General features: G+C 52.1%; 18 protein-coding genes. 15 read left to right on the top strand and 3 right to left on the bottom strand.

The window, feature by feature from the left end; genetic code table 11:
* Positions 1–3: 3 nt before the first annotated feature.
* The 9 genes from fmt (at position 4) to spoVM (ending at position 8,587) form a co-directional block, all read left to right on the top strand.
* The gene (gene fmt, locus ACFQZE_RS07830) at positions 4–954 is read left to right on the top strand and encodes a methionyl-tRNA formyltransferase (RefSeq protein WP_379355353.1); all 951 of its coding nucleotides are present in this window, start codon (positions 4–6) and stop codon (positions 952–954) included.
* On the top strand, positions 951–2,474 hold the full coding sequence (gene rsmB, locus ACFQZE_RS07825) for a 16S rRNA (cytosine(967)-C(5))-methyltransferase RsmB (protein ID WP_379355351.1): 1,524 nt from the start codon (positions 951–953) through the stop codon (positions 2,472–2,474). The genes fmt and rsmB overlap by 4 nt, the downstream gene beginning before the upstream one ends.
* Before the next feature lie 109 nt (positions 2,475–2,583).
* On the top strand, positions 2,584–3,633 hold the full coding sequence (gene rlmN / locus ACFQZE_RS07820; RefSeq protein WP_379355557.1) for a dual-specificity RNA methyltransferase RlmN: 1,050 nt from the start codon (positions 2,584–2,586) through the stop codon (positions 3,631–3,633).
* Positions 3,630–4,409 (top strand): Stp1/IreP family PP2C-type Ser/Thr phosphatase, encoded by a 780-nt coding sequence (locus ACFQZE_RS07815; RefSeq protein ID WP_379355349.1) that lies wholly within the window; start codon positions 3,630–3,632, stop codon positions 4,407–4,409. Before rlmN ends, ACFQZE_RS07815 begins: the two co-directional genes overlap by 4 nt.
* A complete protein-coding gene (pknB, locus tag ACFQZE_RS07810) occupies positions 4,406–6,535 on the top strand; it encodes a Stk1 family PASTA domain-containing Ser/Thr kinase (RefSeq protein ID WP_379355347.1) in 2,130 nt (709 codons plus the stop codon). Before ACFQZE_RS07815 ends, pknB begins: the two co-directional genes overlap by 4 nt.
* A complete protein-coding gene (gene rsgA / locus ACFQZE_RS07805) occupies positions 6,492–7,454 on the top strand; it encodes a ribosome small subunit-dependent GTPase A (protein WP_379355344.1) in 963 nt (320 codons plus the stop codon). Before pknB ends, rsgA begins: the two co-directional genes overlap by 44 nt.
* Positions 7,455–7,459: 5 nt before the next feature.
* Positions 7,460–8,116: a ribulose-phosphate 3-epimerase gene (rpe, locus tag ACFQZE_RS07800; RefSeq protein ID WP_379355342.1), complete on the top strand. Its 657-nt coding sequence runs from the start codon at positions 7,460–7,462 to the stop codon at positions 8,114–8,116.
* Positions 8,113–8,388 (top strand): hypothetical protein, encoded by a 276-nt coding sequence (locus tag ACFQZE_RS07795; RefSeq protein WP_379355340.1) that lies wholly within the window; start codon positions 8,113–8,115, stop codon positions 8,386–8,388. Before rpe ends, ACFQZE_RS07795 begins: the two co-directional genes overlap by 4 nt.
* Before the next feature lie 118 nt (positions 8,389–8,506).
* Positions 8,507–8,587 carry a stage V sporulation protein SpoVM gene (gene spoVM / locus ACFQZE_RS07790; protein WP_010345573.1) on the top strand — a complete coding sequence of 27 codons (81 nt, stop codon included), beginning with the start codon at positions 8,507–8,509 and terminating at the stop codon, positions 8,585–8,587.
* A 98-nt stretch (positions 8,588–8,685) separates the two neighbouring features.
* On the opposite strand, the gene rpmB is transcribed toward spoVM, so the two are convergent.
* The gene (gene rpmB / locus ACFQZE_RS07785) at positions 8,686–8,874 is read right to left on the bottom strand and encodes a 50S ribosomal protein L28 (protein WP_068683988.1); all 189 of its coding nucleotides are present in this window, start codon (positions 8,872–8,874) and stop codon (positions 8,686–8,688) included.
* A 375-nt stretch (positions 8,875–9,249) separates the two neighbouring features.
* On the opposite strand from rpmB, the gene ACFQZE_RS07780 reads away from it, so the two are divergent.
* From ACFQZE_RS07780 to ACFQZE_RS07760, 5 genes are all read left to right on the top strand, one after another.
* Positions 9,250–9,609: an Asp23/Gls24 family envelope stress response protein gene (locus tag ACFQZE_RS07780; protein ID WP_379355338.1), complete on the top strand. Its 360-nt coding sequence runs from the start codon at positions 9,250–9,252 to the stop codon at positions 9,607–9,609.
* A 57-nt stretch (positions 9,610–9,666) separates the two neighbouring features.
* Positions 9,667–11,388: a DAK2 domain-containing protein gene (locus ACFQZE_RS07775; RefSeq protein WP_379355555.1), complete on the top strand. Its 1,722-nt coding sequence runs from the start codon at positions 9,667–9,669 to the stop codon at positions 11,386–11,388.
* Positions 11,389–11,416: 28 nt separating this feature from the next.
* Positions 11,417–12,271, top strand: coding sequence for a DegV family protein (locus tag ACFQZE_RS07770; RefSeq protein WP_379355336.1), 855 nt, complete (start codon positions 11,417–11,419; stop codon positions 12,269–12,271).
* Between the two features lie 7 nt (positions 12,272–12,278).
* Complete coding sequence (gene recG / locus ACFQZE_RS07765) at positions 12,279–14,333, top strand: ATP-dependent DNA helicase RecG (protein ID WP_379355334.1); 2,055 nt, start codon at positions 12,279–12,281, stop codon at positions 14,331–14,333.
* A gap of 70 nt (positions 14,334–14,403) precedes the next feature.
* Positions 14,404–14,691 carry a stage VI sporulation protein F gene (locus ACFQZE_RS07760; RefSeq protein ID WP_379355332.1) on the top strand — a complete coding sequence of 96 codons (288 nt, stop codon included), beginning with the start codon at positions 14,404–14,406 and terminating at the stop codon, positions 14,689–14,691.
* A gap of 89 nt (positions 14,692–14,780) precedes the next feature.
* Here ACFQZE_RS07760 and ACFQZE_RS07755 read toward each other — a convergent pair whose 3' ends face one another.
* Positions 14,781–15,479 carry an SOS response-associated peptidase gene (locus ACFQZE_RS07755; protein ID WP_379355330.1) on the bottom strand — a complete coding sequence of 233 codons (699 nt, stop codon included), beginning with the start codon at positions 15,477–15,479 and terminating at the stop codon, positions 14,781–14,783.
* A 170-nt stretch (positions 15,480–15,649) separates the two neighbouring features.
* Here ACFQZE_RS07755 and ACFQZE_RS07750 point away from each other — a divergent pair, with 170 nt between their 5' ends.
* Positions 15,650–16,957 (top strand): DUF2515 domain-containing protein, encoded by a 1,308-nt coding sequence (locus ACFQZE_RS07750; RefSeq protein WP_379355328.1) that lies wholly within the window; start codon positions 15,650–15,652, stop codon positions 16,955–16,957.
* Between the two features lie 173 nt (positions 16,958–17,130).
* On the opposite strand, the gene ACFQZE_RS07745 is transcribed toward ACFQZE_RS07750, so the two are convergent.
* On the bottom strand, positions 17,131–17,712 hold the full coding sequence (locus ACFQZE_RS07745; RefSeq protein WP_379355552.1) for a pyridoxine/pyridoxamine 5'-phosphate oxidase: 582 nt from the start codon (positions 17,710–17,712) through the stop codon (positions 17,131–17,133).
* Between the last annotated feature and the right edge of the window lie 224 nt (positions 17,713–17,936).

Here is a 17,936-nt window from a genome sequence, read left to right as displayed (position 1 = left end):
TTTATGCGCATTGTATTTATGGGGACGCCGGAATTCGCCGTCCCTTCCTTGCATTTGTTAGTGGAAAGCGGTCATGAAATCGCGGCCGTTGTCACGCAGCCGGACCGGCCGAAGGGCCGCAAAAAAACGTTGACGCCGCCGCCTGTAAAGGAAGCGGCGTTGTCGCTTGGGCTGAAGGTGCTCCAACCGGAGCGGATGAGGAGCGAGGAGGCGGTAGCCGCGATTGCGGAGCTTGCGCCTGAATTAATTGTCACGGCCGCATACGGTCAAATCCTTCCGAAATCTGTACTTGAGCTGCCCTCGCTTGGGTGTATTAACGTTCATGGCTCTTTGCTTCCGAAATATCGGGGAGGAGCTCCGATTCAGCGCTCAATTATAAACGGGGAGTCGAAAACTGGCGTTACGATTATGTACATGGCGGAAGGACTCGATACGGGCGATATGATCAGTACGGTCGAACTGCCGATTGAGGACGATGACACTTCAGGCACCGTATTCCAAAAGCTCAGCCTTGCCGGGGCGAAGCTGCTTGGAGAAACGTTGCCCCTACTTGCGGATGGTTCGGTCAAAGCGGTGCCGCAAAACAACGAAGAGGCGACTTACGCTCCGAACTTGACCCGAGAGGACGAGCGGATCGATTGGACTAAGTCTGCCCGGGAGCTGTTCAACCAAGTGAGAGGACTATCTCCAATGGCGGGCGCTTTTACATATTGGGGTGGCGAAACCTTTAAAGTATGGTCATGCGCTGAGGTAAAAGTAAGCGGGAGTGCTGCGCCGGGCGTTATTTTGCGAGCCGATGCGGATGGCGTCGTCGTGGGGACCGGGGAAGGCCAGCTGCTTTTGAAGGATGTTCAGCCGGCCGGGAAGCGGGTAATGGCCGTTTCCGAATGGATGAAGGGCGCGCGGATTGAGCCGGGAGCAAGCTTTGGCCAAGAGCCAGGAGCCCTGCAATGAGCGGCGGTATGAATGGTGGCGGTTCGGTTGGCGGTAGCCGCGGTGGAAATGCGAGACCGTCTTCCAAAACGGCTCGCCGCCCAGGTCAGCAAGGCGGCGCCGGAGGCCGTGCGGCAACGAATCGCGGCGCTAACGCCGAAGCGCCAAAAAAGGCGAGGTCTCCCCGGGAAATTGCGCTTCATATTCTTGTGAAAGTAGCAGAGAGCGGAGCTTACAGCAATATTCAACTGAACCGCTCGCTGCAAGACGCCGGGCTGCAAAGAGCGGATGCGGCGCTTGCGACAGAGCTGGTTTATGGCACGATCAGCAGAGGAGCGACACTCGATTATTGGCTTTCCCAATTCGTTGCAAAAGGATTGAACAAGCTGGACGTTTGGGTGCATCAGTTGCTCCGCATGAGCGCGTATCAGTTGCTGTTTCTGGATCGAATACCTGCACACGCAGCGGTCAACGAGGCGGTGACAATTGCGAAGAAGAGGGGACATTCCGGTATTTCCGGTATGGTGAACGGCGTGCTCCGCAGCATCGACCGCCGCCGGGAGGAATTGACTCCCGAGAACATTCGTCTGGATGATCCGATCGAGACGATTGCTCTGCGGCATTCTTACCCGGTGTGGCTTGTCCGCCGTTGGGCGGATCAGTTTGGGCTGGAAGTAACCAGTGGAATATGCGCAGCTGGCAACGAGCAGCCTCATGCGAGCATCCGGGTCAATGCTTTAAGCTCGGATCGCGAGTCGCTCATGGTGCAATTGCGCGAAGAGGGCATGAGCGCAGAGCCGTCGGCCATTGCATCCGCGGGCATCGTCGTTTCAGGTGGCGGCAATTTGGCGGATACGGCCGGATTCCGCACTGGACTTTATTCGTTGCAAGATGAAAGCTCGATGCTGGTAGCTGAGGTGGCGTCTCCAAAAGCGGGGATGAAGGTGTTGGACTGCTGTGCAGCGCCGGGCGGCAAAAGCGCCCACATGGCTGAACTTATGGAAGGCAAGGGAAAGCTGTGGGCCAACGAGCTTCATGCCCATAAGCGTGAGCTGATTACGGCTCTGACAGAGAGGCTGAAGCTGCGCAACGTCGAGGCGGTTACCGGTGATGCGTTGACCCTGCCGGCACGGTTCGCTCCGGAATCGATGGATGTCGTTCTTCTTGACGCCCCGTGTACAGGATTCGGCGTTATCCGCCGCAAGCCGGAAATCAAATGGACAAAAACCGAAGGGGACATTTCGGAAATTGCTGCGCTCCAGCGCGAGCTGCTGAATGCCGTCTGCACCCTTGTAAAGCCTGGCGGCACTTTTGTCTACAGCACATGCACGATGGAGAAAGCGGAGAATGAAGAGCAGATTGCGGCTTTTCTTAAGCAGCATCCCGATTTCGAGCTGGATGCCGATTGGCCGGCCGATTTGCTCTCCAAATTGGCTAATGCGGGTCTTCTTGACGATGCTTTCGAAGGTCAACTGCAAATATTGCCTCAACACTTTGGAAGCGATGGATTTTTTATTGCCCGCATGATCAGAAAGCGCTAAAAGGGCGCTTATGGCTGTGGATGGGCGTTTGTGGTAAAATAAGCGACAGCGGCAGAGATGATTCAATCATAGATAAGGCTGTCCTATAATAAAATACAGGTGTGATATGATGAAACCGATAATTTACGACTATACGTTGGAAGGCTTGCAAAGCTGGATGAAGGAAAACGGCGAACCAGCCTTTCGCGGCGATCAGTTGTTTGACTGGCTTTATGTAAAGCGAGTCAAAAGTTTTGAAGAGATGTCCAATTTGCCAATGGCATTGCGGACGAAATTGGACGAGCATTTCCAATTTGTCACGTTGACCGAAATTACAAAGTTCGAATCTAGAGACGGCACAGTCAAGTTTCTGTTTGGCTTGCACGACAATCACGCGATTGAGACGGTTATTATGCGCCATAGTTATGGCAATAGTATCTGCGTAACAACGCAGGTCGGCTGCCGGATCGGCTGCACCTTCTGCGCGTCCACGCTTGGCGGGCTGAAGAGGAATCTGACTGCCGGTGAGATTGTAGCGCAAGTCGTTACGGCTCAGCAAATGCTGGATGCAACGGAAGAGCGCATATCCAGCATTGTTATAATGGGATCGGGAGAGCCTTTTGAAAATTACGATGCCACTATGACATTCCTTCGTCTCATGATTCACGAGAAGGGACTGCATATCGGCCAACGGCATATTACCGTTTCGACGAGTGGAATTGTGCCGAGCATGTACAAGTTTGCTGACGAAAATACGCAAATTAATTTGGCTCTGTCCATTCACGCGCCGAACGACAAGCTAAGATCGAAGCTGATGCCGGTCAATCGCCGCTTCCCGTTTGAAGATGTGATGGAGGCTTGCCGTTATTACATCGCGAAGACCGGTAGACGGATCACATTTGAATACGCGCTGATCGGCGGAGTGAACGACCAGGCCGAACATGCGCAGGAGCTGGCGGACGTGCTGAAGGATCTGCTTTGCCATGTCAACCTGATTCCGGTCAACCATGTACCGGAACGCAATTATGTGCGTACGCCGCGCGAGGATATTTTTGAATTCCAGCGGGTGCTGGAGCGGAATAAAGTCAACGTGACCATACGTAGGGAACAAGGCCACGACATTGCCGCGGCTTGCGGTCAATTACGTGCGAAACATATGGAGTCCACGACGAGGGGATGACGCTTTTGTTTTCGGCAAACCGCAGTAATATCGGACGAGTCCGGCATTTAAACGAGGATCAGTCTTGGGTGGGAAGGCTTGCCAGCGGTGTAACGCTAGCGATTGTGGCGGACGGCATGGGCGGACATCAAGCGGGAGACGTAGCCAGTGAGATGGCTGTGAACGCTTTTAGAAACGCGTTGGAGCGGCATGCCGATAAGACGGAACTATCGGAGGACGAAGGCAAAATGCTTATTCGCCAAGCGATCGGCGAAGCGAATGAAGCCATTTATGCGACGGCCTCCAGCAATGAGCGGTATCACAACATGGGCACGACCATTGTGGCTGCGCTGCTGAGAGACAGCCAGGCCGTTATCGGCCATGTCGGCGATAGCCGGGCATATCGGATTACGAAAGAGGCCATCGAGCTTTTGACGATGGATCATTCACTTGTAAGCGAACTGATGAGATCGGGCCAGCTGACGGAAGAGGAGGCTGCCCGCCATCCCCGGCGCAACGTGCTGACAAGAGCAGTCGGTACCGATGCCCATGTCGAGATTGACGTACAGGCGCTTTCGCTTGCCCCTGGAGACGTGCTCCTTCTATGCAGCGACGGCTTGACGAATATGGTAAGCGAGCGCCAAATGCACGATACCGTTTCAAGTGAAGAGATGGCAATTGAAGCCAAGGCGGATCATCTCATTGAACTTGCGCTCGAAGCGGGCGGAGACGACAATGTTACGGTCGTGCTTCTGCAAGCGGACGCAGGCGCAGAGCGAGAGGAGGGGTCGCAATGATAGGGCATGACCTTGCAGGACGATACGAAATTTTGTCCAGAGTGGGCGGGGGCGGAATGGCGCTGGTGTACAAGGCGCATGACGTGCTTTTGAACCGGAAAGTGGCAGTTAAGGTGCTTCGCCAGCAGTTTGTGAATGATGAAGAGTTTATTCGCAGATTCCGCAGAGAAGCGCAATCGGCCGCTGCCTTGTCCCACCCTAATGTCGTCAGCATCTACGACGTCGGTCAAGAGGATGAGACGCATTACATTGTCATGGAGTATGTGGAAGGCAACAATTTAAACGAAACGATTCAAGAACGTGCGCCGCTGCAAGCCGACGAGGCGGTACGAATCGCTGTGCAAATTTGCGACGCGCTGGATCATGCGCATCACAATCATATTATCCATCGCGATATTAAACCTCATAATATTCTTATCGGCAACAATGGAAGAGTGAAAGTAACCGATTTCGGCATCGCTAGAGCGGTCACGTCATCCACCATTACACAAACGGGCTCGGTTATGGGCTCGGTTCACTATTTTTCCCCGGAGCATGCCAAAGGCATCAATACGGGAGAGAAATCGGACCTTTATTCGCTTGGCATCGTCCTTTACCAGATGCTTACCGGCAAGCTTCCGTTTTTGGGAGAAAGCCCGATCAGCGTTGCGCTGAAGCATTTGCAGGAAACGTTCGAGGATCCCAGATCGGTTAATTCTCATATTCCGCAAAGCGTAGAAAATGTCATTTTAAAGGCTATGCGCAAAAATCCAAGCGAGCGTTATCAATCCGCTCATGAGATGCTTTTGGATTTGGACACTTGTCTCAGACCGGATAGGCTTAATGAAGCGAAGATTACATTCGAGGCAAATCATGATCTGGAAGAGACGCGGGTGATGCCGGCTATTCGTAGTGAGGCCGGGACATTTACCTCGACTATGGATAGGGACCGCTTCGACACAAAAGCGGTTGTGGCGGCTGATACGGCTGTCAGAAAGCCAGAGGACAATGGCGGCGGCAAGCCGAAAAATTGGAAAAGGCCAGCCACCATCGTCGGTGTAACGCTTTTGCTTCTGACTTTGCTCATTTTAGGTTTTGTTTGGCTGCTCGATAAGCTGGATACGGAAGAGGTCGAGGTTCCGTACGTCGTCGGGAAAACGCTGGAGGAAGCCCGTAAGGAGCTGACGGATGTCGGACTTCGGATCGAGGAGCCGATTACTCGCGAGTTCAGCAAAGAGATACCAAAGGATAATGTCATCGACCAGAACAAAAGAAATATGAAGGTTAAAGCGGGATCGAATATTAAGCTGACGGTTAGCGACGGCCCCGAAATGGAGACGCTCAAAAACTATGTCGGACAGTCCATCAAAACGGTGAAGGAAGAGCTGCTTGCTCTTGGCGTAACCGAGGATCGGATCAAAATAACGGAACAGTTCAGCGAAGAAGAGCCGGATACGATTTTGGAGCAAACGCCGCTGACGGGAGAATTGTTTGATCCTATTACCGCTGAAGTTTCTTTTGTCGTCAGCAAAGGCCGCGAGACGGTCGAAATGCAGGATTTGGTCGGCATGAAGCTGTCTGTTGCCCGCAACGTTTTGAAATCGATGGGTCTTGTGCTGGAGGAAGCGGATATTTTGTTTGAAGCGAGCTATCTGCATGCGAAAGACCATGTCATCAGCGTAGACAATTTTAAACCGCATGACATGGTGCCTAAAGGGTCAAAAGTTATTTTGCGAGTAAGCTCAGGCATACCAGCGGATGCGAAGACGTATCAGTTTACAGTCAAAATTTCGCCTGCGACAGCCGGCAAGTCGAGCGAAGTTAGAATCGACTACTCCGACGCGCGGGGAGAAAACGTAAAAGGCGAAACGCGCACGATTAACGGAACGGTAGATATTCCGGTTACTATTGTCCTTGCTCCCGATACGGTAGCGACGGTAACGGTATACCGCGACGGTGCGTTTATGGATACAAGAACCATCAGATATGAAGAGCTGGATGGAGGCAATACGCCGGGCCTTACGATACCGGGAGCAGAAAGCCCACCACCGTCTAGCAGCAGCGAACCAGTAGAACCGGTACAATCGGAGGTAGACGAAAGCAATGGCCAAAACGGGTCCGAAGGAGAAAACGCAGAAAGCGGCTAAAGGCGGAGACTATGTCGAAGGCATGATTGTCAAAGCGCTTAGCGGCTACTATTACGTCAAGGCCGATGGGAGCGGGCATGAGGAAACCGTGCAATGCCGCGCGCGCGGCATTTTCAAAAAGCGTGGTGAATCTCCGCTTGTAGGTGACCGGGTGCAATTTAGCCTTACGGAAAACGGAGAGGGAGCGGTGGAAGCCCTGTTTCCTCGTTCCTCCGAGCTGATCCGACCTCCGGTCGCGAACGTCGATGTCGCTATTTTGGTTTTTTCGGTTACGGAACCGACCTTGAATTTGCAGCTTCTTGATAAATTTTTGGTCCATATTGAGCATGCCGGAATACCTGCGGTCCTGTGCCTGAGCAAACAGGATTTGGAGAACGAAGGCGGATTTACGGAGGAGGCTGCTGAGGCGGTCTCCTCCGTAAACCGTATCTACCGGAGACTCGGCTACGAGGTATTTGGGACAAGCTCGCGGCAAAATTCGGGCATCGGGGAAATCAAGGAGCGGCTGCAAGGCCATTTGGCGGTGTTTGCGGGACAATCGGGCGTTGGGAAGTCTTCTTTGCTCAACGCGATTGTACCGGGGTTAACGCTGGAGACAAACGAAATCAGTAACCGCCTTGGCCGGGGCAAACATACGACGCGCCATGTAGAGCTGATTGAGATTGGCGGCGGATACGTGGCGGATACGCCGGGCTTTAGCCAGCTGGATTTTGGCGAGCTTGGCATCGATGACCTTAGTTATTGTTTTGTCGAGATGAGGGAGCGTTCTCCCGATTGCAAATTTAGAGGCTGCACTCATGTGCATGAGCCGGGCTGCGCCGTTAAGGCTGCCGTGGAAAGCGGCGAGATCGAGCGGAGCCGTTATGACCATTATTTGATTTTCCTGACGGAAATGAAAGAGATTAAACGGAGGTACTGACTTCTATGACTATTATTGCTCCTTCTATTTTATCTGCGGACTTTGCCAGACTCGGTGAAGAAATTAAAGCGGCGGAGCTTGCGGGCGCGGATTGGATTCATGTTGACGTGATGGACGGGCATTTCGTTCCTAACTTGACGTTTGGTCCTCCCGTTATTTCCGCTGTCCGCTCTGCAACTTCCCTTCCGTTCGACGTGCATCTGATGATCGAGCGGCCGGAGTTGTCGCTTTCGGATTATATGGCTGCCGGAGCAGACCGGATTACGGTTCACGCCGAAGCTTGCACCCACTTGCATCGGACAGTTCATGCGATCAAAGAAAAGGGGCTGCCTGCGGGAGTCGCCATTAACCCGGCAACTCCAGTGTCGGTTCTTGAGCCGATCATTCACGATTTGGACCTTGTTCTGATTATGACGGTTAACCCGGGCTTCGGGGGTCAATCGTTTATTCCGTATTCGCTTGTCAAACTGCGTCAAGTGAGGGCGATGCTGGATGAGCGCGCACTGGACATTAGAGTTCAAGTGGACGGAGGAGTGAACAGGGCGACCGCGCCTGCCATCATCGAAGCGGGAGCGGATGTTTTGGTTGCGGGCAATGCGGTCTTTGGAGAGAAAGACCGAGCAGCCGCTATTGCAGCTCTTCGCCAAGGGGGATCGGCATGAAGGAGACGGTAAAAACGAGCCTCATCGTCATGCTATTTTCGCTAGCAGCCGGCTCGAGCCTTGCTCTATTTTTAGTGATTGAGGATTTTTTCAGATATGTGTTTTCATTGCTGACCCTCTACATGGGCATCCGTTTTTTTCGCCGTTATGAAACGGTAGGCAAACGAATTTTATTTATTGTGCTTACCGTCTTTTTCTGTGCTCTGACTACTTTTTGGGCTACCGTTTTCCGGTTTATGGAAAATCCCGAGCTTATGACCAGCATGCTGTAAACCTTGCTTTGGAGCGCTTGCAATGGAATAGGACAAAGCCCCTGCGCATAGGATGGTTACATGAGCGCAGGATGTGTGACGGAACTATTTCATGAGCGTGTCTGGGGAGGGATGAGGCATGAAATTTTATACGATTAAACTGCCGAAATTTTTGGGCGGTTTTGTAAAGGCAATCTTGAATACGTTCCAAAAAAATTAATGCTCAGGCTGCTCATGTCCGCAAGCCTGCAATATGAAAAGGCAAAAAAATAAAAGCACCTGAGTTTCAGGTGCTTTTGTCTATGGCGTTAGCCATCTTTATACGCGAGTAACTTTACCGGATTTCAGTGCGCGCGCGCTTACGTATACGCGTTTCGGTTTGCCGTCAACTAGGATGCGAACCTTTTGCACGTTAACGCCCCAAGAACGACGAGTTTTGTTGTTGGCGTGGGATACGTTGTTGCCTTGACGCGGCGATTTGCCAGTTAGATAACATTTGCGGGACATGACTACACCTCCTATAAAGATTTGCGAAGCCGAATTTGCTATGAAAGCAAAGCCTACTTCATAGAACATACGCTCCGTGTGTGGCGCCGAGTGAACGGCTACGGCAGCGCAGGCTTGACGTTTTGCAAGCGCAAAGCCGATTTCAGGCGCTCATGCGGCCCGTCAGGCCAGAGGCCGTGAGCGAATCTCATGATTACGTTAGCGATTAGTCAAGCTTCATTAAACACACTCGAATATCGTATCACAAACTCTTCGTCTGTTCAACCTAATTATGTTCGGCGAGGGGCAATTTTCGCTTACGGACTTCAATAACTGGACCATTTATAGTACAATGGTACATAGTCCATAATAGATAATGTAAAGGAGTGTACTGCCATGTCACTGCAGCTGAATACCGAACTTGGCTCCATTCATGTTACCGATCATTGCATCGCCGTCCTAGCTGGATCGGCTGCGATGGATTGTTATGGACTGGTGGGCATGGCTTCGCGCAAAGGTTTGAAAGACGGGATCGCGGAGCTGCTAGGAAGAGAAAACATGTCCAGGGGCGTTGAAGTGCGGCGCGAGAACGACAAGCTGCATATCGACCTCCATATCATCGTAAGTTACGGGACGAAGATTTCCGAGGTGGCGCATAACATTCAGTCCAAAGTGACGTATGTGCTCAATAACGTGATCGGCTTACAAGTGGATGAAGTCCATATATTTGTGCAAGACGTAAGGGTATCTAGGTAGCAGGAAGGGGAATTTTCATTGGGTAAGCGCTCAATTAACGGATCGGATTTTGCCGCAATGGCGTTTCTGGGAGCGGACTATTTGCAGCGTAACGCTGAACGCGTTAATTCACTTAACGTGTTTCCGGTGCCGGACGGCGATACAGGCACCAACATGAATTTAACGATGAGTTCAGGAGTTAGAGAGCTTCGGAGCAAGCCATCGGATCATATCGGCAAATCGGCCGAAGCATTGTCCAAAGGGCTGCTAATGGGCGCTAGGGGCAATTCAGGCGTTATTTTGTCGCAGTTGTTCCGCGGGTTTTCAAAATCTCTTTCCACGCTTCAAGAGGCTACGGCCGTCGATGTGGCGGCAGCGCTTCAGAACGGGGTGGACATGGCGTACAAGGCCGTGGTGAAACCGGTTGAAGGCACCATCTTGACCGTTGCGAAAGAAGCGGCTAAACATGCGGTTCAATACGCGCGGCGCGCGAAGGACGTTACCGATCTCATGTTGGAAGTTCATACTAAAGCGTATGAAGCATTGCAGCGTACGCCGGATCAACTGCCGGTGCTAAAGCAGGTTGGGGTTGTCGATTCGGGCGGACAAGGTCTCGTGTATATTTACGAAGGATTTTTGATGAGCCTATCGCGTGAGGATTCCGGCGATTTGTTCCAAATGCCTTCGGAAGCGGCATCGCCAGAAGAGGTAGCCGTACCGACCGCGCTTAAAGTGGAGCGGAGAAGCGAGCCTTCCTCGGCACAAGCTCATTTGTCCACGGAAGATATTGAGTTCTTATATGACATGGAATTTTTTATAAATCGTACCCGTTCCGGCAAAACTCCAGTGTTTTTTGATGAATCCGCTTACAAAAAGATTTTGGAAAGAGACGGGGATTCCATTCTCGTCATTACGGATGACGACATTATTAAAGTTCATGTCCACTCCCGCAAGCCGGGCGACGTGCTGAACGCTTCGCTACCTTACGGTGAATTGACCGATATTCATATTTTGAATATGCGGGAGCAGCACAGAGACTTATTGGAACACGATAATTCGGCGATTGTCAGTGCAGCGGATTTATCGGCGGCAGAACTGCTGGCGGGACAGGCGGTCAGCGGGATAGCTCCCGTTTATGAACGCGCTCCATACGGAATCATTGCGGTAGCTATGGGCGAAGGCGTTAAGGAAATGTTTTTGTCCAGCGACGTGGACACCGTTCTATCCGGCGGTCAGACGATGAACCCAAGTACGGAAGACTTTTTGAAGGCGATCGATGCGCTTTCTGCTGATCATATTTATTTGCTGCCGAATAACGGCAACATTATTTTGGCTGCCGAACAGGCGGCGGAGCTTAGCGACCGCAATATTACGGTCATTCCAACCCGCACGATCCCGCAAGGTCTGGCGGCTGTACTGGCCTTTAAGGAAGACGAGTCTCCTGAGCGCAACCGTGACTGGATGAAGAGCGCTGCGGACAATGTGGTATCGGGCCAAGTGACGAATGCGGTAAGAGATACGTCGATTGACGGCGTTGACATTCGCGAGGGCGACTTTATCGGCATTAAGGAAAAGGCGATTGTCGTTTCCCATGCCAAGCTGGAAACCGCTTGCCAGACTCTGCTTTCGAGCATGCTGGAAAACGGTGGAGACTTGCTCACTGTGTTGACGGGCGACGGTGCGGAATCTGAGCTTACGGCTGCTCTATGCGAGTGGGCGGAGGAGCAGTATCCGGATCTTGAAATCGAGGTTCAGCAAGGCGGTCAACCGCTGTACCCGTATTTGTTTGCAGTAGAATAGGTTGTAGATTTGATGTGGAGGGGTTTAAATGGGGAAAGTTCGCATAGTCGCGGACAGTACGTCGGATATACCGGCAGAGGTTCGCGAAACGCTCGGCATTTCCATGGTGCCGCTCAAAGTGTTGTTTGGGGAAGAAACTTATCTGGATTCTATTACAATCAGCGCGGGACAATTTTATGAAAAATTGAAGGCTTCCCCAGTGTTGCCAACCACATCCCAGCCGTCTCCGCTGGAGTTTTCCGAGTTGTACGAGCGGCTGCTGGACGAAGATCCAGAGGGGCCAATTATCTCGATCCATCTGGCGTCTATTCTTAGCGGAACCCACCAATCGGCGGTCATTGCAGAATCGATGCTGGAGCGGGATGCGGACATTACGATTGTGGATTCCAGATCGGCTTCTTACGGCATTGGCTTGCAAGTAGTAAGGGCTGCGGAAATGGCGCAGGCAGGCGAGTCCAAGGAACGGATTTTGGAGGAAATTGAAAAGCTTCGCAGCGACCTCGGGCTTTATTTCCTCGTAGACAGTTTGGAGTTTCTGCAAAAAGGCGGGAGAATCGGCCGAGCTGCGGCGCTGATCGGCTCCATCCTAAACATTAAGCCGATCCTTTCTCTGGATGATAACGGCGGTGTTTTTTCCGTAGACAAAGTTCGGGGCAGCAAAAAGGCGATGGGCCGCATTGCCGACATGTTGAAGGAAACGTTCGGCAGCGATCCTGTTCATTTAGTGATCGCTTCAACGGATGATTTAGGTCAGGCGAATGAACTGGGAGACCGGGTCAAAAGCGAGCTTAACGTACAAGGTGTCAGCTACACGACGGTGGGATCGGTTATCGGCGTACATACGGGACCAGGAACGTCCGCTGTATTTGTATACAGGGTGTGAGTGAAACATGATTAAGTTAGATGAAATTCCAGTTAAACAAATCAAAGGCGTGAGCGCTCTGAAAGAAGGAGAGCTTCACGCCTTTGGCGTCCATACTGTAGCCGATTTGCTTGCTTATTTTCCATTCCGTTACGAGGATTACCGCGTTCGCGAATTGACGGAAGTCAAAAGCGGTGAGAAGGCGACTGTGATGGGCATCGTGCGCGGAGCTCCCCTTCTTCAGCGCTATGGAAGAAGCAAGTCGCGTTTGACTTGCAAGGTGGAAATCGGCGGGTTTTTGGTGACGGCGGTGTGGTTTAACCGCCACTTTTTGCAGGAGCAGCTGCGGCTTGGCCGCGAGGTTATGCTGACCGGCAAGTGGGAGCAGCAACGCTTGCAGCTCACCGTGTCGGAATCGGAGTTTCCGGACAGTGCCAAAGCGACCAAATCCGGCTCGCTCCAGCCTGTTTACTCCATAGGAGGAAACATTACGCAAGCCTGGATTCGCAAAGCGATTGCGACAGCGCTTGATTTGTACGCCCCGATGTTGGAAGAGATTCTTCCTTACGAGCTGGTACAGGAGCATGGACTCATGTCCCGGCCGGAAGCGTTCCGGCTGCTGCATATGCCCGGCGATGTCAAAAAGGGGCAGGAAGCCCGCCGAAGAATGGTTTACGAGGAGCTGTTTCTATTTCAGCTAAAGCTTCAGGCTTACCGCTCGTTGAACCGGAGCCGCGGCGACGGCATTGCGCATCCGATCGAAAGCGAAACGATTCGCAGCTTTGCCGCCACTTTGCCGTTCGAGCTGACGGACGCGCAGAAGAAGGTCGTCAACGAAATGCTTACGGACATGCGGCGTCCTTATGGTATGAACAGACTTCTTCAAGGCGATGTCGGCTCCGGCAAAACGGTAGTTGCGGCAATTGGACTCTATGGGGTAGTGAAGGCCGGCCATCAGGGAGCGTTAATGGTTCCGACGGAAATATTGGCGGAGCAGCATGCGAAGTCTCTTCAGCGATTATATGAGGGGACGGGTATTCAAGTAGGCTTGCTTACGGGCAGCTTAACGGAAAAAAAGAGACGAGACGTGTTGGCCGGGCTCCAAATGGGACTGATCGATGTTGTCGTCGGCACACATGCTCTTATTCAGGAGGGTGTTTTTTTCCGAAGCCTGGGGCTTGTCGTAACGGATGAGCAGCATCGGTTCGGCGTCAATCAGCGAAGTGTGCTTAGGCGCAAGGGGTACGCTCCAGATGTGCTGACGATGACTGCGACGCCGATCCCGAGGACGCTTGCCATTACCGCGTTTGGCGACATGGATGTATCGACGCTTAAGGAAATGCCGCGCGGACGCAAGTCGATCAAAACGTATTGGGTGAAGCATGATGCGATGGATCGGGTGCTTGGTTTTATCCGAAAGGAAGTGGCGATGGGCCGGCAGGCGTATGTCATTTGCCCTTTGATTGAAGAATCGGACAAGCTGGACGTGCAAAATGCCATTGATCAGTATGTCCAGTTGCAGCAGGCATTCCCGGACCTTGAGGTGGGGCTTCTTCATGGCAGGCTGTCCGCGGCTGAAAAGGAAGCGGTGATGTCCCGTTTCAGCGGGAATGAATCCCATGTGCTCGTTGCCACAACGGTCGTCGAGGTTGGCGTGGACGTGCCGAACGCCACACTTATCATCATTATGGATGCGGAACGATTCGGCTTATCGCAGCTCCACCAGTTGCGGGGACGGGTCGGCCGCGGAGAGCATCAATCGTATTGTATTTTGATGGCCGATCCAAAGTCCGAAACGGGCCGGGAGAGAATGAAGGTCATGACGGAGACGAACGACGGCTTTGAGGTTGCGCGGCGCGATCTGGAGCTGCGGGGGCCTGGCGACTTTTTTGGAACGAAGCAGAGCGGCTTGCCGGAGTTCCGGATTGCCGATATGGTCGCCGATTACGAGATGCTGGAGCTCGCCCGCGAAGATGCGGCCAGGTTGACGGAACGCGAAGATTTTTGGACCAATGAATCGTTTGCGAGACTTTGGAACCATCTTCGAAAGGATCAATTATTTCAAGGAGAGCAGCTAGATTAAGCAATTATTCCCCCCAATCGGCATATAGTTAATTCAGTTAGAAGGATTGCCGAACGGGGGTGCAGGGAAGATGAGCTACCAAAATTACGGCATTAAGCCGCAACTGGTCGAACGGGTCAAGCTGAAGATGAAAAATCCTGTAGTAAAGGACCGGATCAGGCAATTGCTTGGCAATGTGACCAAATACGATTTGCAGGATCGCGTCAAAGTGCGGAAAATGATCAAATCGGCTACGGTTATTTTGCAAGAAAAGCTGACGGAAACACAAGAGGATCAAATTGTAGCGTTTGTGCTGGCGCAAAAAATCGATCCCAACAATACATTCCATTTGCTTAAGCTGTGGGGCATGTTTCGCTGACCGGGTATCCGGTCGGCTATTTTTTTGTGCTCAATGCCGCATTCCCGGTTAGTGTAGGGGGCGAGGTGCCCTGTTCAGAATTGCGGCAACTACCAAAGCTCCAACTGCTGCGAATCCTCCTCTTTCCTAACGATAAGCGAAGGATCGTCATGACGGACGTTGCCTACGGCCCCGCTAACGGGGTACGCTTCCATGGCGTCGGAGGGGTACGGCTTCAGCAGCGGCATAAGACGGTCGATGTTTTGCTCTTGGCGATCCAGCCAAAGAGTCTCCTCCTCCGGCCTCAATATGACCGGCATCCGATCGTGAATCGGAGCGACAAGGGAGTTCGGCTCAGTAGTCAAAATGGTACAAGTGCTTAGCTTGCTGCCGTCCGGACTGATCCATGTTTCATAAAGCCCGGCCAAGCTAAAAACAGGAGCTCCTTTGAGGATGATGCGCATCGGCCGTTTGCCCTTCGGGGTGGCTTGCCATTCGTAGAAGCCATCCGCCGGCAAAAGGCATCTTTTGCGCAAAAAAGCGTCCTTGTACGCCGGCTTGGAGGCGGCGGTTTCCGAACGGGCGTTGATCATGGAAAACCCGGTTTTGGCATCGCTGGCCCAGGGCGGTACAAGTCCCCACTTCAGTTCGCCCAACCGGTTTTTTCCCCCACCCTGAATAACGGCAAGCACTTGCTGACCGGGCGCGACATTATATTTGGGGCGATGAAAGGGAACGCCCGTTTCTTCAATCAAGTATCTGGTCATCAATTCCTCTAGCGTAATGGTTATCGTATAACGTCCGCACATCGATTTTTCCTCCGCAGGCTGTTTTTTTCATTATACCCCTCACGTTTCTCGTAAGCGAGAAGCAAGCTGGATGTGCCTTGCATAAGGTACGATATAAGCTTTGTCAGTATGGCAAGCCGCTTAATCGCGGATAATGGTTATTAAGAACAATTGTGGAAGGGGGTCCGGCGATGAGTCATCGGGAACAAAAAGAAGATGACGATCGCGGCGCTCCGGGAGGATGGATCAGCCATTTGCTCTCCCTCCCCGGCGAAGCGCTGTCTTATGCCGCAGGGAAGTGGAAAGCGATGAATGCTTCGCACGAAATGTTGGAATCCGCACAACCGCTATCGTTTGCGTCCGCTTCCGTGTCTCGTTTGAAAGAAGCTTGGTCTAAGCTTGAACAGGAGACGGGAAGCGCAAAAGCTGCTGCCGGAACAGGAGAGGCAGAATGGACGCCGGATGAAAAAATGCTGATCGAACGCATTCGAACCGAGACGGCGGAAGCGAATCGAAACAATGTTACGCGGACGGAAGCTTACCGCAATCTTTATTTTCGAAGCCCGGAGCTGCATTGGGCTCTTCTGGCGCATTTGGTTTCCCGCAACGGCGGATGGAACATGACGGACCTTCAAGGGGAGTGGCTGCCCCGGCTGCTGTCTGAGGATCAACGGCGGGACGTGTTTTTATTTTTAGAACGGGCGAATGCGCTTATTTTTCAGGATGCGTATCCGCAGCTTCTGCTTTATCAATGGAGCCGAACTTTTGGGCGCAGCTTGTTTCATCTGCTTCCGGCTTTTGGAGTGTCGGCTTTTATGAAGCCGGTTTGGAAGCACTTTTGGCGGGATGGGGATTCTGCGCTGCTTACCGCTGCGTTGATCGTAAATGAGCAGCATTATATTGAAGCGAGAGTGATCCAAAATGAATATTTTGACAAGCGCGTTTTGCACACTTTGTTTTTTGGGTTGCAGTCGCTGTTGCAATTAAACGGTGTCTTCTTTCCATATGGAAGCGGGAAGGAGGGCTGTGGTTCCGAGCTTCAACTGGCCGGTCTTGTGATGGAAAATTTTCGCGACGTCGGTGAGCGGATTGAATTTGGCAAGCGGTTGTACGCGATGCTGTTCGGCGTTCCGCGCGTGTTCGATGGCGCACGATGCTTTGCGGCGGCTGTGAAGCATACGGGCTCGCGCAGCGACTATGCTTCGCTTTTGTTTGAGGAGGTGCGCCACGGTGCTCCTAAACGCATTTACGAGGAGAAGCTGCTCGGCGGCAGACTGAAGCCGGGGGCATCGCGCATTTATAGTCCCCCGCTGCAGACGGCATGGAAGGATCGTTCTGTGGAGCCTGCCGAGCCGGGCGATTGGTTTGGAAGCGTTGAAGAGATTATTGGATATTTTCGTGAGCTGCCGTTGCCCCGTCATTTTGAAATTACGAATGAATATGGGTTGATGTTAAGCAAGCTGGAGCTTGCCGTACTCGCTTCTCAGCGCGGGGATTAGGCTGCCGCTTCCAAAAGCAGACGGTAGTGTTGATAAAGGGTATTGCCATCCCATCCCATCCGCTTTGTTTATTTCTTAGCCTAAATCGACTTGTTCTATGGATGCAATGTGTGAAAACGTAACGGCAGCCGATCTTGGCTTAGGCTGCTGTTACGTTTTTTTGTTATTTTACTTTAGGGCCACAGCCGGCGGTTTTTCCATTGCTCTCCGCTCCGGTAATATTGAATCCAGGTATGCTTCCTGCCAGGATCGCCTTGCCAAAACTCCGCTTCTTTGACATCCATCGCATACAGTCTCCAATTACGGGTGGCGATATCCGGATCGCGGTTGATCCGCTCTCTTTGCTCTGCAAGCGATTGTTCCAGTTCCTCCTCCGACGCAAGCTCTCTGCTCTGGTTTCCCGTCAACGCAATGGCGCGAGCTTCGGCCGACCGATGCCGGAAGTCGGCGGCTCCTGCTTCGTCTCCCATATCCCGAACGGTACCCTGCAAACGAATTTGCCTGCCTAGTGTAGGCCAGTAGAAGGTGAGCGCCGCTTTTGGGTTCTTTACACGCGCATCCGGAAACCCGTCGGCATCCACCGTAGAAAGCGTCATGGCATGAGGTTCTTTTACCTCATTATCAATAGCGTGACTTAGCCATTGCATAAACAAATTCCCTGGGTTTTCCGGCAACGTATTTATATCAAAGGAAGGAAAAGGGCCGGATAATGTTTTCAAATTTCTTAATAGCTGTTGCGGATTTTCCACCAGCATCATCCTTTCATTTGTTCTCTTAACCATTATATCAAAAATGATCTATTATCCATGAAATGGAATGTTTTTTGTACATGTGATGGACATAAAGAGAGAATTTGCTTTTTACGGTTTAAAAAGACGATTTTTTTCACATAAACACAACTTTTTATACTTAATCATGGTTCTGAGTGGTCACCCGCAACTTTTTTAATCTTTGGAAAGTCTGTATAGGGTAGATTTTA

The organism is Paenibacillus sp. GCM10027627, from assembly GCF_042675505.1.
Taxonomy (GTDB): domain Bacteria; phylum Bacillota; class Bacilli; order Paenibacillales; family Paenibacillaceae; genus Pristimantibacillus.
This window is presented reverse-complemented; position numbering and strand designations above follow the sequence as displayed.